Source organism: Photobacterium alginatilyticum (genome assembly GCF_009910675.1).
Taxonomy (GTDB): domain Bacteria; phylum Pseudomonadota; class Gammaproteobacteria; order Enterobacterales; family Vibrionaceae; genus Photobacterium; species Photobacterium alginatilyticum.
Genome location: NZ_RSEJ01000012.1, coordinates 39,434 through 54,702, shown reverse-complemented (window position 1 = coordinate 54,702; position 15,269 = coordinate 39,434). Strand labels below are relative to the sequence as shown.

Below are 15,269 nucleotides of genomic sequence, written 5' to 3'. Positions count from 1 at the left end.
CCAGGGCTATCACTTTTAGCCAGCCATTCACCGTAACCATTTCTGCAGCCGCCATCCACAAAACAACACCAAAGAATAAATCCATTATTAATCATATAAATAGCTATATCAGAAAAATAAATATTCAATTAGTGGTTGACGTTTAACCTGTCTATTTGGTATTCATTTGTTAATCAACTTTGTGGATATCATTTAAAAAATGAAAAATCGTTTCTCTCTACTCCTTAGCCTCCTCATTATCGTGAATAATTCGCGCGGGTAGCTGATGGGTGAGAAACACCACCAAGAATTCTAAAAAACCCGCGCAGAAAGCGCGGGTTTTTTTATATAACAGAGCCGGCGCAAGCGGATGCAGACAATGCCTAGACAGGCAGGCCAACATAAGGAAGAAGCAATGAAAGATCAGGTCATTATTTTCGATACCACTTTGCGTGACGGTGAGCAGGCACTTTCCGCCAGCTTGACGGTAAAAGAAAAGCTGCAGATTGCTTATGCCTTAGAGCGAATGGGCGTCGATGTGATTGAGGCGGGGTTTCCGATTTCCTCCCCGGGCGATTTTGAATCGGTGCAGACCATTGCCAAGCACATCAAAAACAGCCGGGTCTGCGCCTTGTCCCGTGCCGTTGCCAAAGACATTGATGTCGCCGCCGAATCCCTAAAAGTTGCCGAAGCCTTCCGAATCCACACTTTCATCTCGACCTCCACCATCCATGTTCAGGACAAACTACGCCGCAGCTATGACGATGTGATCGAGATGGGGGTTGCCGCCGTCAAACGTGCCCGCAACTATACCGACGATGTCGAATTCTCGTGCGAAGATGCCGGCCGTACCCCGATTGACAACCTGTGCCGGATGGTCGAGGCCGCCATCAACGCCGGTGCCAGTACGATTAACATTCCGGATACCGTAGGCTACACCCTGCCGAACGAGTTCGGCGGTATTGTCTCCCAGCTGTTCGAACGCGTACCGAACATCGACAAGGCCGTGATTTCGGTCCATTGCCATGACGATCTGGGCATGTCCGTGGCCAACTCAATGGCTGCCGTCCAGGCCGGTGCCCGCCAGGTAGAAGGCACCATCAACGGTATCGGTGAGCGCGCCGGTAACTGCTCGCTGGAAGAAATCGCGATGATCATCAAAACCCGCGCCGACTTCCTGGGTGTCCACACCAACATCAAGCACGACGAAATCCACCGTACCAGCAAGATGGTGAGCCAGCTTTGTAATATGCCGATCCAGGCCAACAAGGCCATTGTCGGTGCCAATGCCTTCAGCCACTCCTCGGGGATCCACCAGGACGGTATGCTGAAGAACAAAAATACCTACGAGATCATGACGCCCGAGTCGATTGGTCTTAAGAATCAGGCGCTGAACCTGACCAGCCGCTCCGGTCGTGCCGCGGTGAAGAGCCATATGGACACCCTGGGCTATACCGAAAACGAGTATAACCTAGACGAGCTGTATGCCGACTTCCTGAAGCTGGCCGACCGCAAGGGGCAGGTCTTCGACTACGACCTGGAAGCCCTGATGCACTTTGCCAACCTGCGCGAGGAAGATGACTTCTTCAAGCTGAACTACCTGAGTGTTCAGTCCGGCAGCGTCATGGCGACCACCAGTATCAAATTGCAGTGCGGTGAAGAAGAGAAGTGCGAAGCCGCTGTCGGTAACGGCCCGGTTGACGCCCTATACCAGTGTATCTACCGCCTGACCGGCTACGAGATCGTACTGGACAAGTTCGACCTGACCGCCAAGGGTGAAGGTGAGGACGGACTGGGACAGGCCGATATTATCGCCAACTACAAAGGCCGCAAGTACCACGGTACGGGCCTGGCCACCGATATTGTCGAGGCATCGGGGCAGGCACTGCTTCATGTCATCAACAGTATTCACCGCGCCGATCAAATTGCAGAACTTAAACAAAAATCCCATATGGAGACAGTATAACCATGGCAGGTACATATAAGATTGCCGTTCTACCGGGTGACGGTATTGGCCCAGAAGTCATGCAGCAGGCACACAAGGTGCTAGACGCTGCACAGGAAAAATTTGGCTTTACCCTGGAGAGCAACGAGTTTGATGTCGGTGGTATCGCCATCGACAACCATGGTTGCCCGCTACCCGATTCGACGCTAAAAGGCTGTGAAGACGCCGATGCGATCCTGTTTGGTTCTGTCGGCGGCCCGAAATGGGAACATCTGCCGCCGAACGACCAGCCAGAGCGCGGTGCCCTGCTGCCACTGCGCAAGCATTTCCAGCTGTTCTGCAACCTGCGTCCGGCGCAAATCCACAGTGGTCTGGAAAACTTCTCGCCGCTGCGTGCCGATATTTCAGAACGTGGCTTTGACATCGTAGTAGTGCGAGAACTGACCGGCGGGATCTACTTTGGCCAGCCGAAAGGCCGCGAGGGTGAAGGTCCGCAAGAAAAAGCCTTTGATACCGAGGTATACCACCGCTACGAAATCGAACGTATCGCCCGTATTGCCTTCGAGTCGGCGCAGCTACGTGACAAGAACGTCTACTCGATTGACAAGGCCAATGTGCTGCAGAGCTCGATCCTGTGGCGCGAAGTGGTCGAGGAAGTCGCCAAGGACTACCCGGATGTCACCCTGAACCATATGTACATCGACAACGCGACCATGCAGCTGATCAAGGATCCGTCACAGTTCGACGTCATGCTGTGCTCGAACATCTTCGGCGACATCATCTCCGACGAATGCGCAATGATCACAGGTTCAATGGGTATGCTGCCATCGGCAAGCCTGAACCAGGACAAGTTCGGCATGTACGAACCTGCCGGTGGCTCAGCCCCTGATATTGCAGGAAAGAACATTGCCAATCCGGTGGCACAAATCCTCTCTGCCGCCCTGATGCTACGTTACAGCCTGGGTGAAGAACAGGCTGCACGCGCTATTGAGCAGGCTGTATCCCAGGCTCTTGAAGCTGGTGAGCTAACCGCCGATCTGGCCGGTGATGCCCCGGCACTGAGCACCAGCGAAATGGGCGACAAGATTGCCGCCTACATCCGCCAAGCATAAGACGAACGAGGAGCAATCGAGCAATGTCAAACACCGAAGCAAAAGCGCCTAAGACGCTTTATGAAAAAGTATACGATGCCCACGTTGCCGTCGAGGCGGAAGGCGAAAACCCGATTTTATACATCGACCGTCACCTGGTACACGAGGTGACCTCACCGCAGGCTTTCGACGGCCTGCGCGAAAAAGGCCGCAAGGTTCGCCAGATTGGCAAAACCTTTGCCACCATGGATCACAATGTCTCGACCCAGACCAAGGACATCAATGCCTCTGGCGAAATGGCCCGGATCCAGATGGAGACCCTGGCCAAGAACTGCGAAGAATTCGGCGTCACCCTGTATGATTTGAACCACAAATACCAGGGTATCGTGCATGTAATGGGACCGGAGCTGGGCATTACGCTGCCGGGCATGACTATCGTTTGTGGTGACTCACACACCGCCACCCATGGCGCCTTCGGCTCGCTGGCTTTCGGCATCGGTACCTCCGAGGTCGAACATGTTCTGGCCACCCAGACACTGAAGCAGGCCCGTGCCAAGACAATGAAAATCGAAGTCAAGGGCAAGGTCGCAGAAGGCATTACCGCCAAAGATATCGTTCTGGCGATCATCGGTAAAACCACCGCAGCCGGCGGTACCGGCTATGTGGTCGAGTTCTGCGGCGAGGCGATTACGGATCTGTCGATGGAAGGACGAATGACCGTCTGTAACATGGCAATTGAACTGGGTGCCAAGGCCGGCCTAATCGCTCCGGATCAAACCACGTTCGACTACATCAAGGATCGTAAGTTCTCCCCTGCCGGCGAAAACTACGAGGCTGCCGTCGAGTACTGGAAGACACTGAAAAGCGACGACAACGCCGTCTTTGATGCTGTTGTTACCTTAGATGCCAAAGACATCAGGCCACAGGTCACCTGGGGCACTAACCCGGGACAGGTGATTGCCGTTGACGAGCCAATCCCTTCACCGGATGATTTCAGCGATCCGGTAGAGAAAGCCTCGGCAGAGAAAGCCCTGGCCTATATGGGACTGGAAGCGGGCAAAACGCTGGCCGATTTCAGTATCGACAAAGTCTTCATCGGCTCGTGCACCAACTCTCGTATTGAAGATATGCGCGCCGCAGCGGCCGTAGCCAAGGGACGCCAGGTAGCCCCGAATATCCAGGCTCTGGTTGTGCCGGGCTCAGAGCAGGTCAAGGCACAGGCCGAACTCGAAGGGCTGGACAAGATCTTCATTGAAGCCGGCTTTGAATGGCGCCTGCCGGGCTGCTCAATGTGCCTGGCGATGAACAACGACCGCCTGGGTCCGAAAGAGCGCTGTGCATCAACCAGTAACCGTAACTTCGAGGGCCGCCAGGGACGCGATGGTCGTACCCATCTGGTTAGCCCGGCGATGGCTGCAGCAGCAGCCTGTGCCGGCCACTTCGTTGATATCCGTGAACTGAACTCAGAAACCGCAACCGCTTAACAGAAGGAACAAAAAATGGCAGGTTTTAAACAACATACAGGTTTGGTGGTTCCTCTGGATGCGGCGAACGTCGACACTGACGCTATCATTCCCAAGCAGTTTCTCCAGAAAGTCACCCGGACAGGCTTTGGCAAACACCTGTTCCACGACTGGCGTTTTCTCGACGATGCCGGCGAGAAGCCAAACCCAGATTTCATAATGAACGCCCCTTGCTATCAGGGTGCCAGCATCCTGCTGGCCCGCGAAAACTTCGGCTGCGGCTCTTCGCGGGAGCACGCACCGTGGGCACTGGCCGACTACGGCATCAGGGTGATGATCGCCCCGAGCTTTGCCGATATCTTCTATGGCAACTCCATCAATAACCAGATGGTGCCTGTGCGCCTGAGCGAGCAGCAAGTCGACGAGCTGTTCCAGTTTGTCGAAAATACCGAAGGGGCACAAATCACGGTCGATCTGGAAACGATGCAAGTCACCGCCAACGGCAAGCAGTACAGCTTTGAAATCGATGAGTTTCGTCGCCACTGCCTGTTGAACGGCCTGGACAACATCGGCCTGACCCTCCAGCACGAGGACAAGATCGCCGAGTATGAAAGCAAGATCCCGGCGTTCTTGGCTTAACTAGCCTTGCTATTCACCGATGCCCCGGCCCTCAGCTGCCGGGGCATTTTTATTCCAGCTAAAGGAATTGCGGATAATTGCTGCAAGAAAACAGGACGATACAGGTCATATCATCTAGCAACTTCCAACTCAGTGATCGCAAGGACTTAGCATGCGTACTATATTCACCCTTTTCTTGTTGTTGGTTTCCGCAACTGGCTGTGCCGCCCCCAGAGCCGATCTCTGGTCTTACTGGCAACAAAGCAATGAAACCAATACCGCGACGATCGACCACTCCCTCTGGCAACAAACACTGGATAGTTATCTGGTCGCGCAGCCCAAACAGACGCTGTTCCGCTACCGCGCCGTGTCCAGCAGCGACAAGTATAATTTGGACCGCTATATCCGCAAGCTAACCGCAACCGATCCGCGCCGCTATAGCAAAGACGAACAATTCGCCTACTGGGTGAACCTCTACAATGCCCTGACCGTTCAGTTGATCCTCGACAACTACCCATTGAAATCCATAACCAAACTAGGCGGCCTGTTCAGCTTCGGGCCCTGGGATGAAAAGCTCGTCACCATTAATGGCAATAACCTATCGCTCAATGATATCGAACACCGGATCCTGCGCCCGATTTGGAAGGATCCCCGCATTCACTATGTCGTTAACTGTGCCAGTCTGGGCTGCCCCGATCTTCAGCCAACGGCGTTTACCGCCAGCAACAGCGAAAAGCTGCTTGAGCAGAGTGCCAACCGGTTTATCAACAGTGCCAAAGGAGTCCGGGTAAGCGACGACAACGTTCGCCTGTCCTCAATCTATGACTGGTATAGCGTGGACTTTGGCAGCACGAGCAGCCTGCAGAAACACCTTAATCGGTACCGTCAGGGCCAGCCGGTCCAGCTCAACAAAGTCAGCTATGACTATGACTGGGCACTCAACGAAGCCCGCTAACTCAACAAAGCCCGCTCACTCAAAATACAGGGCCAAACGACACAACGGAGTATTGCGCTGGCAACAGACTGCAGAGCGCATTACAATAGCTATCGTTCTCATTGGGGAGTCTGATACCAGACTGAGATTGCTTTTTGCGGGACCCACTGAACCTGAACCAGGTCATGCTGGCGTAGGAATTGAGATAATCTGACCACCATTACTGTCAACGTTGCAGCACGATGCTGCATGCCTTTCTCAACCCTGTGCCGCTCATTCGATTTATTTCCCTCTTGCAGGATGCAAGGGCATCAGGAGCGCATAGTGAAAAAACTACTTCCAATTCTAACTCTGTCGATGGCAGCAGGCTCAGCATGGGCCGCTACAGAAGCCAAAGACACTTTAACCGTCTATACCTACAGCTCTTTTGCTTCTGACTGGGGACCGGGCCCGGCGATTGAAAAAGCTTTCGAGGCCGAGTGCAACTGTAATCTTGAGTTTGTGGCGCTGGACGACGGCGTTTCTATCCTCAACCGCCTGCGCCTTGAAGGCAGCAGTGCCAAGGCAGACATCCTGCTGGGTCTGGACAATAACCTGATCAGCGAGGCCAAGAAAACCGGCCTACTGGCAACGCACAGCGTCGATACCCGTTCTGTCACCCTGCCTAACGGCTGGGACGACGATACCTTTGTGCCGTATGACTACGGTTACTTCGCATTTGTTTATGATTCCGAAAAACTGGCAACGCCGCCGAAAAGCCTGAAAGAACTCATAGAACGCGACGATCTGAGCGTGATCTACCAAGACCCGCGCACGTCGACACCAGGCCAGGGCCTGATGCTGTGGATGAAGTCCGTCTACGGCGATAACGCCTCTGAGGCATGGCAGCAACTGGCGAAGAAAACGGTCACAGTTACCAAAGGCTGGTCGGAAGCCTATAACATGTTCCTCAAAGGTGAGTCCGATCTCGTCTTGTCCTATACGACCTCACCGGCCTACCACATCATTGCCGAAAGCAAGAACCAGTACAAAGCCGCTGACTTCAGCGAAGGCCACTACATGCAGGTTGAAGTCGCCGCCAAGCTGAAAAACAGCCCGAACCAGAAGCTGGCCGATCAGTTTATGGCCTTTATCCTGACATCAGAGTTCCAGTCAGTGATCCCGACAGGGAACTGGATGTACCCGGTTACCAAGCAGACGCTGCCTGAAGGGTTTGAGCAGCTGACTCTGCCAGCCAAATCCTTGGAATTTGGTGCCGAGGAAGTGGCTGCCAAACGTCGAGGATGGATCCGCGAATGGCAACACGCCCTGACCCAATAATGGCCGCTCTCCTTTGAATACACGCGTTACCCAAACCCTGCCCGGCATGATCTCTGCCGGGCTGATTGTCGCGCTGGTGATGAGCGCTATCCTGGCCCTGATCGGACAGGCCAATGAGCTGAATCCACTGCAGATCTGGCGCGATCCCTATCTGCGCCATGTCTCCGCTTTCAGCTTCAATCAGGCTCTGCTGTCGACTTTGCTGAGCATCATACCGGCCATTCCGACTGCCTACGCCCTGTCACGGCGCCAGTTTCCCGGCCGGGGACTGTTATTGCGCCTGTTTGCAATGACGCTGGTGTTGCCGGTACTGGTGGCAGTTTTCGGCCTGCTGACCATTTATGGTAAAAGCGGCCTGCTGGCCGGGTGGCTCAGTGCCTACGGGCATTCGTTACCCTTTTCAATCTACGGCCTGAACGGTATCTTGCTGGCCCATGTTTTTCTCAACTACCCGCTTGCGACCCGCCTGATCCTGCAAAGCCTGGAGGGGATCCCGTTTGAGCAGCACCAGCTGGCAACGCATCTGGGAATAAAAGGCTGGAGCAAGTTCCGCTTTATCGCCTGGCCACGGATCCGCCAGCAACTGCCGCATGTTATCGGCCTGATTTTTATGCTGTGCTTTACCAGCTTTGCGGTGATCATGTCACTGGGCGGCGGCCCGAAAGCCACAACCATCGAACTGGCAATCTATCAGGCGCTTCGCTATGACTTTGACTTGGCTGGCGGAGCCATTCTGGCCCTGTGGCAAATGCTGATCTGCAGCAGCCTGGTACTGTTTACCCAGCGCTTTGCTAAGCCCCTGCCAACCCTTAGCGGCTCAACCACCCAACGCCCTCTCAACCAGTTTGACAACTGGCAATCAAAGGCCTGGGACGGACTATGGATCGGGTTAGCATTATTGCTGGTGCTCCCGCCGCTGATGGCAGTGATCGGAGCCGGGCTCAATCGCCAGCTCCCGAGTTTACTGGCCGAGCCTGCGCTATGGCAGGCAATCCTGAACTCACTCAAAATTGCTTCGCTGTCCTGCCTGATAGCCCTTGTCAGCGGTATCGCTATTTTACTCACCAGCCGCCAATGGCGCCTGCAACAAAAAAACTTACCGGCAGACGGTATTGAGCTGCTCGGCACAATCATCCTGATCACCCCGGGGCTGGTGCTCAGTACCGGTATCTTCCTGCTTCTGCGCCAGTACACCGATGCATTCGCTGCCGCCTTTTGGGTCATTGTCGGGGTCAATGCACTAATGGCCCTGCCCTATGTGATCAAAACCCTGAGCCAGCCAATGCTGCATGTTGCCCAACAATATAATCCGCTGTGCCAGAGCCTAGGCATGCACGGGCTGTCCCGTTTCCACCTGGTGGAATGGCGCGCACTGCGCAAGCCTATCGCCCAGGCAATGGCAACAGGATTTGTGCTGTCACTGGGGGATCTCGGTGCCATTGCCCTGTTTGGCAGCCAAGGGTTTCAGACCCTGCCGCTGTATCTGTTCCAGCTGCTTGGCAGCTACCAGATGGATGCCGCGGCCGTTGCCGCGCTATTCCTGCTACTGCTCAGCCTGGGGATCTTTACCCTGGTTGAAAAATTACTGATCCGGACGCCATGATGCTGACCCTGAACCAACTGACCCACAGCTATACCCAACCGAATAACGCCCGGCAGGCAGAGCAAACCCGGCTCACGTTTGACCTCGAGGTCGAGACCGGTGATATCGTCGCCCTGATCGGCCCGAGCGGTGCCGGAAAAAGTACCCTGCTGGCCATGGTAGCCGGCTTTCTCTCCCCCGACAGCGGCACCCTCACCATTGCCGGGCAGCATATTGACCGCCAGCTTCCTTCCGAAAGACCGCTCTCGTTGCTGTTTCAGGATCACAACCTGTTTCCTCACCTGACCGTGTTCGAGAACATCGGTTTAGGACTTCATCCGGGACTCAAACTTAGCCAGGAAGACAAAGAAAGCATTGTAGTGGCAGCCTCACGAGTCGGGATCCAGAAGTACCTCGATCGCCTGCCGGAGCAGCTCTCCGGCGGCCAGAAGCAGCGAGTGGCTCTCGCCCGCTGTCTGATCCGCAAAAGGCCGCTACTATTGCTCGACGAACCTTTTTCGGCTCTGGATCCGGCGCTTCGCAAAGAGATGCTTGAGTTAGTAAGGAGTCTGGCCAAAGAACAGCAGACGACTGTGCTGATGGTCACCCATAGCCCTGAGGATGCCCTGAAAATCGCCGGTAAATGCGCCTTTATTTCACAAGGAAAGATCCGGGTATTCGGCCCTACCCAGCAGGTGCTGGAAGATCCGGAAGATAAAGAGTTGAAGAAATATCTGGGTTGCTAGTAACGAGCAGCGAGGTTCGAGGCGCCCCCTCAAACCTCGCTACACAAATCTTGTTTATAGGTTTTCTTCCGCAAATTCAGCCAACCGGCTGCGGACCACGCCGTTGAGATAAATATTGGCACTGCCCTCGAAATTTTTAAAACGCTCAACGATATACGTCAAGCCCGAGGTGACTGGAGACAAATAGCTGGAATCAATCTGTGCCAGGTTACCGGAACAGACTATCTTGGTGCCCTCCCCGCAACGGGTAATAATGGTTTTGATCTGGGAGGCGGTTAGGTTCTGGCACTCATCCAACAGAACAAAGGCATTCTGAATGGAACGGCCGCGCATGAAATTAATGGATTTGAATTGAATATTGGCCTTGTCGTAGATGTACTTCATTGAGCCATCAGTACAGACATCATTTTTGTGCAGCGCTTCCATGGTATCGGTAACTGCCGCTAGCCATGGCATCATTTTTTCTTCTTCAGTACCCGGAAGATAACCGATAGACTCGGCAATTTCCGGTGTGTTTCGGGTGACAAGGATCTTGTCATACATACCTTTTTCAATCACCTGCTCCAGGGCTGCCGCCATGGCCAGAATGGTTTTACCGCACCCGGCCGGGCCAGTCAGGATCACCAGATCAATAGCCGGATCCATCATCGCATCCAGCGCCATGCCCTGATAGACATTCTTAGGGTGGATCCCCCAAGCCTGACGGTGCATCAATCGTTCCTGGCCAATATCCTTCAGCGTCACTGTCTCACCGTCAATCGCATGGACCCGGGCGGCAAAATCCGATCCCTCGTCCAGTAGGTATTGGTTGATAAACGGCATTTCAAACAGCTCGGACGGCAAGGTATGCAATGTCGAGCGACCTTGGCTTTCTGACTGGCACTCACCAACCCGTTCCCAGAAATCACCCGAGAACTTATGAAACCCTTTGGTCAGGAGTTTGACATCATCAATTAATTGATCGGAGCGGTAATCATCAACAAAATAAACACCGGCCCCTTTGGCCCGTAACCGCATGTTGATGTCTTTGGTGACCAGCACCACTTCCCGCGGTGCGTATTCTGCCTGCAAGAAAAGCACCCCGTTGAGGATCCGGTTATCCCCGGCCTTGTCAGCAAAGGCATGCACGGTCTCGGTCACTTCATAGTCGGCAAAGATGGCAATGGTTCCTTGATTCTCTCCCTGGTCAGAAAAAGGGATCCCGGCAGAAATCTGTTCGGGAGTGGCATCATGAAAGATATCTTCCAGCGCGCGAATCGCGATTCGGGCATCACGCGAGACATCCCGCTTGCTGTCCTTGATGCGATCAAGCTCTTCTAGCACTGTCATCGGAATCACGACATCGTGCTCTTTAAAGGAATAAATGGCGAGGGGTTCGTGAAGCAGAATATTCGTATCTAATACAAATACTTTCCGTTCAGCATCGTCCATAGGTACCTCCTTGGTAACAATCAGACAGCAATTAGGAACTGCTGTCATTCAGTAAGCGTATGCCAAATTAATGTGGTTACTATTAATGACCGGAGATAATTAAAGAATTGTGACAATCATGCCTAAAGATACTTTGGCGAATTCTGGTCACTTTCACCGTGACCTTACTCACAGCATGCAGTAACATTGGTCCCCTTTTTTACCGGTGCGGATTCTGGCTTACACTTAATCTCAGTGTAGTTCAAAAATGTTAGAGCATCGGTTTAGCATTCTCCTTAATATCAAATAATTAGAAGGTTTTAACCACTATGCCATTTGCTTTGGGTCAACGTTGGATCAGCGATACTGAAAGTGATCTGGGTTTGGGAACAGTCGTTGCAGCTGATGCCCGTACTGTCACCTTGATGTTCTCAGCCAGTGAAGAGAACCGCCTGTATGCACGAAATGATGCCCCCGTTACCCGCGTAATGTTTAATGTCGGCGATGTGGTTGAAAGCCATGAAGGCTGGTCTCTGAAGGTCGAAAAAGTCGAAGAAGCCGGCGGCGTCTTCACCTACATCGGTACCCGCACAGATACCGATGAGGAAAATGTTCAGCTTCGCGAGATCTTCCTCAGCAACCAAATCCGTTTCAACAAGCCGCAGGACAAGCTGTTTGCCGGCCAAATCGACCGTATGGATCGCTTTGCCCTTCGCTACCGCGCACTAAAGAACCAGTACGAACAACATAAAAGTCCGTTGCGTGGCCTGTGTGGCATGCGTGCCGGCCTGATCCCGCACCAGCTGTACATTGCCCACGAGGTCGGTCGCCGCTATGCGCCGCGTGTCTTGCTTGCCGATGAAGTAGGCCTGGGTAAGACCATCGAAGCCGGTATGATCATCCACCAGCAGGTGCTGTCTGGCCGTGCAGAACGAATTCTGATCCTGGTGCCGGAGACCCTGCAGCACCAGTGGCTGGTCGAAATGATGCGCCGCTTCAACCTGCACTTTTCAATCTTTGACGAAGAACGCTGTGTCGAGGCCTATGCTGACTCGGCTAACCCGTTTGATACCGCACAGTATGTCCTGTGCTCACTGGATTTCCTGCGCAAGAGCCGTCGTCGCTTCGAGCAGGCCCTCGAAGCCGACTGGGATCTGCTGGTTGTCGATGAAGCCCACCATCTGGAATGGAGCGAGGATGCTCCTAGCCGCCAATACCAGGTTGTTGAAGCACTGGCAGAAAAAAGTCCGGGCGTCCTGCTGCTAACAGCAACACCAGAGCAACTGGGCCACGAGAGCCACTTTGCCCGCCTGCGCCTGCTCGACCCCGATCGCTTCTACGATTACGCAGCCTTCGTCGAGGAGGAGCGCCAGTACGCCCCTGTGGCGGATGCAGTCTCCCGCCTGCTCTCGGGCGAGAAGCTCGATGATGCCGCTCTGAACAGCCTGACCGAGCTGCTGCCTGAGCAGGATATCGAACCGATGCTGCGGATCATCGAATCTCAGGATATTGATGAAGAGCAGCAGAGCACGGCCCGTCAGGAACTGATTGACAACCTGATGGATCGCCACGGTACCGGCCGGGTCCTTTTCCGTAATACCCGTGCAGCCGTCAAAGGCTTCCCGCAGCGTCACCTGAACATGTACCCGCTTGCTCTGCCGAGCCAGTACCAAACAGCGATGCGTGTTGCCAGCATGATGGGTGGCAAGATGTCTGAAGAACAAAAGGCAGTCAAGCTGCTGTACCCGGAGGATATCTACCAGGAATTCGAGGGTGACTCGGCAACCTGGTGGAACTTTGATCCACGCGTGAACTGGCTGCTGGATATGCTGATGGCAAACCGCAATGAGAAGGTACTGGTCATTTGCTCCCGCGCCCAGACGGCATTGACTCTCGAGCAGGCACTGCGTGAGCGTGAAGGGATCCGGGCAACCGTCTTCCATGAAGGCATGTCGATCATCGAACGAGATAAGGCAGCCGCTTACTTTGCCCAGGACGAGGCCGGCGCCCAGGTACTGCTTTGCTCGGAAATTGGCTCGGAAGGCCGTAACTTCCAGTTTGCCAACCAGCTGGTGATGTTCGATCTTCCGAACAACCCGGATCTGCTAGAACAGCGTATCGGCCGTCTCGACCGCATTGGCCAGAAGCGCGATATCGAAATTCATGTACCTCACCTGCAGGGCACCTCTCAGGCCCTGTTGGCGCGCTGGTATAACGAAGGCCTCAATGCCTTCGAGGAAACCTGCCCGACAGGCCGCGCCATCTACGATGCATTCTGTAGCGAGCTTATTGCCCTGCTGGCCAGTGATACCCAGGACGGCGAAGCGTTGGAGCAGCTGATTGAACAAAGTGCTGCCATGCACCGCGAACTGAAAGGCAAGCTTGAGCAAGGCCGTGACCGCCTGCTGGAAATTCACTCCAACGGCGGCGAGAAGGCCAACAAGCTGGTTAGCCAAATCGCAGCCAAGGACGGGGATACCAATCTGGTCACCTTCGCCCTCGGTCTGTTCGATACCATTGGCCTGAACCAGGATGACAAAGGTGAAAATGCCATTGTTGTCACGCCGTCAGAGCACATGATGGTTGCCAGCTACCCGGGCCTGCCTTATGACGGCTGTACCATCACCTTTGAGCGCGAAACAGCGTTATCTCGCGAAGACCTGCACTTTATCAGTTGGGAGCACCCGATGATTCAGGGCGGTATCGACCTGTTGCTTTCAGAAGGTGTGGGCACAACAGCCGTTTCGCTACTGAAGAACAAGGCACTTCCTGCCGGTACCCTGCTGCTTGAGCTGGTCTATGTGGTGGATGCGCAGGCACCGAAACAATCCGGCATCGGCCGCTTCCTGCCGCAGACGCCAATCCGTATTCTGCTTGATGCCAAAGGCAACAACCTATCGGCGAACGTGGAGTTCGAAGGCTTTAACCGCCAGCTGAGCCCGGTGAACCGTCACCTGGCCAGCAAATTGGTTAACTCGGTACAGAAAGATATTCATGTCCTGATCGAACATGCCGAACAGGCTGTTGCCAAAGAGCTGGTCACAGTGCGCGATACAGCCCAAGCCGATATGGAAGCTAACCTGCGTGCCGAGCTCGATCGCCTCCAGGCGCTGAAAGCCGTCAACCCGAACATCCGTGATGACGAGCTGGAGCTCATTGAGTCCCAGATCCAGGAGCTGACAGGCTATATTGCCAAAGCCCAGGTTCAGCTGGACTCGCTACGTCTGATTGTTGTCAGCCACGGCTAATACCCGCCAAGACCAACAATCATAGTGAAGCAACTCTAACGAACTAGCCGCCTGGCAGCCCATCGCTGCCAGGCGGTTTTCTTTTTCCGCCTTTTTCCATACTCGAAGCTTGCCACCATGCTATTATCCCCCGCTTCGAAATCAGTCAGCCCGAGCGAACCATGAAACCATTGCCTTTACTGGACTATAATCCGCCCGTTGAGCCGTGGCTGGATGTTCTGCATCTCGACAACGATATTGTTGCCATCAACAAACCGTCCGGTTTGCTTTCAAACCCTGGCCGTGATCCTATCCACCACGACAGCGTGTATAGCCGGGTACTTCAGGAATATTCCGAAGCGCACCTTGTCCATCGCCTGGATATGGCCACATCTGGCTTGATCGTGCTTGCCATCAACAAAGATGCCGAACGCCACCTGCAAAAGCAGTTTCGCGAGCGCATGACAGAAAAAGTTTACTATGCCAGAGTCTGGGGTCATGTTGAGCAGGACAGCGGCACCGTTGACCTGCCGTTGATCTGCGACTGGCCAAATCGCCCGAAGCAAAAAGTCTGTTTCGACGACGGTAAGCCTTCGGTCACCCACTATCAGGTCATCGCCCGCGAAGACAACGCAACCCTGGTGCGCATGCGCCCTGTTACCGGCCGCTCTCACCAGCTCAGAGTCCATATGCTGGCGCTGGGCCACCCTATCCTAGGCGATCGCTTCTACGCCCATGAGGAAGCCCGGCAGGCCGCCCCGAGACTACAGCTCCATGCCGCCGAACTGACCTTTGTTCAGCCCAGCACAGAGCAACCGATGCACCTGTTCGCACCGTGTGACTTTTACCGGGATGCTCCGAGCAGGACTCTCCCGGTTCAAGAAAATTAACCTCCGGGTTGAGATTGGCCCCAAAGTTGGTGTTAACTGTTTGATACCCAAATCAGACAACTTT

Annotated in this window: 11 protein-coding genes and 1 riboswitch; of the genes, 10 read left to right on the top strand and 1 reads right to left on the bottom strand. The window is 54.3% G+C overall.

Going from position 1 to position 15,269, the window contains the following annotated elements; genetic code table 11:
- Window positions 1–394: 394 nt before the first annotated feature.
- From leuA to thiQ, 8 genes are all read left to right on the top strand, one after another.
- Entirely contained in the window at window positions 395–1,945 is a 1,551-nt protein-coding gene (gene leuA / locus EIZ48_RS12700) for a 2-isopropylmalate synthase (protein ID WP_160651880.1), read from the top strand.
- Window positions 1,946–1,947: 2 nt separating this feature from the next.
- Complete coding sequence (leuB, locus tag EIZ48_RS12695; RefSeq protein WP_160651878.1) at window positions 1,948–3,036, top strand: 3-isopropylmalate dehydrogenase; 1,089 nt, start codon at window positions 1,948–1,950, stop codon at window positions 3,034–3,036.
- A 23-nt stretch (window positions 3,037–3,059) separates the two neighbouring features.
- Window positions 3,060–4,499, top strand: a complete 1,440-nt coding sequence (gene leuC / locus EIZ48_RS12690; protein WP_160651876.1) for a 3-isopropylmalate dehydratase large subunit — start codon at window positions 3,060–3,062, stop codon at window positions 4,497–4,499.
- 15 nt (window positions 4,500–4,514) lie between these two features.
- The gene (gene leuD / locus EIZ48_RS12685) at window positions 4,515–5,117 is read left to right on the top strand and encodes a 3-isopropylmalate dehydratase small subunit (RefSeq protein WP_160651874.1); all 603 of its coding nucleotides are present in this window, start codon (window positions 4,515–4,517) and stop codon (window positions 5,115–5,117) included.
- Between the two features lie 151 nt (window positions 5,118–5,268).
- Window positions 5,269–6,051, top strand: a complete 783-nt coding sequence (locus EIZ48_RS12680) for a DUF547 domain-containing protein (protein ID WP_160651871.1) — start codon at window positions 5,269–5,271, stop codon at window positions 6,049–6,051.
- A gap of 92 nt (window positions 6,052–6,143) precedes the next feature.
- Window positions 6,144–6,247, top strand: a riboswitch (TPP riboswitch).
- A 140-nt stretch (window positions 6,248–6,387) separates the two neighbouring features.
- A complete protein-coding gene (gene thiB / locus EIZ48_RS12675; protein WP_240152960.1) occupies window positions 6,388–7,350 on the top strand; it encodes a thiamine ABC transporter substrate binding subunit in 963 nt (320 codons plus the stop codon).
- A gap of 46 nt (window positions 7,351–7,396) precedes the next feature.
- Window positions 7,397–8,953, top strand: a complete 1,557-nt coding sequence (gene thiP, locus EIZ48_RS12670) for a thiamine/thiamine pyrophosphate ABC transporter permease ThiP (RefSeq protein WP_192928567.1) — start codon at window positions 7,397–7,399, stop codon at window positions 8,951–8,953.
- Window positions 8,953–9,678, top strand: coding sequence for a thiamine ABC transporter ATP-binding protein (gene thiQ, locus EIZ48_RS12665; protein WP_160652073.1), 726 nt, complete (start codon window positions 8,953–8,955; stop codon window positions 9,676–9,678). Before thiP ends, thiQ begins: the two co-directional genes overlap by 1 nt.
- Window positions 9,679–9,732: 54 nt before the next feature.
- Here the strand turns inward: thiQ and EIZ48_RS12660 are convergent, their stop codons facing one another.
- The gene (locus EIZ48_RS12660; RefSeq protein WP_160651865.1) at window positions 9,733–11,109 is read right to left on the bottom strand and encodes a PhoH family protein; all 1,377 of its coding nucleotides are present in this window, start codon (window positions 11,107–11,109) and stop codon (window positions 9,733–9,735) included.
- A gap of 308 nt (window positions 11,110–11,417) precedes the next feature.
- Here EIZ48_RS12660 and rapA point away from each other — a divergent pair, with 308 nt between their 5' ends.
- A complete protein-coding gene (gene rapA, locus EIZ48_RS12655; RefSeq protein ID WP_160651862.1) occupies window positions 11,418–14,336 on the top strand; it encodes an RNA polymerase-associated protein RapA in 2,919 nt (972 codons plus the stop codon).
- A 161-nt stretch (window positions 14,337–14,497) separates the two neighbouring features.
- Window positions 14,498–15,205, top strand: a complete 708-nt coding sequence (gene rluA / locus EIZ48_RS12650) for a bifunctional tRNA pseudouridine(32) synthase/23S rRNA pseudouridine(746) synthase RluA (RefSeq protein ID WP_160651858.1) — start codon at window positions 14,498–14,500, stop codon at window positions 15,203–15,205.
- Window positions 15,206–15,269: the final 64 nt, after the last annotated feature.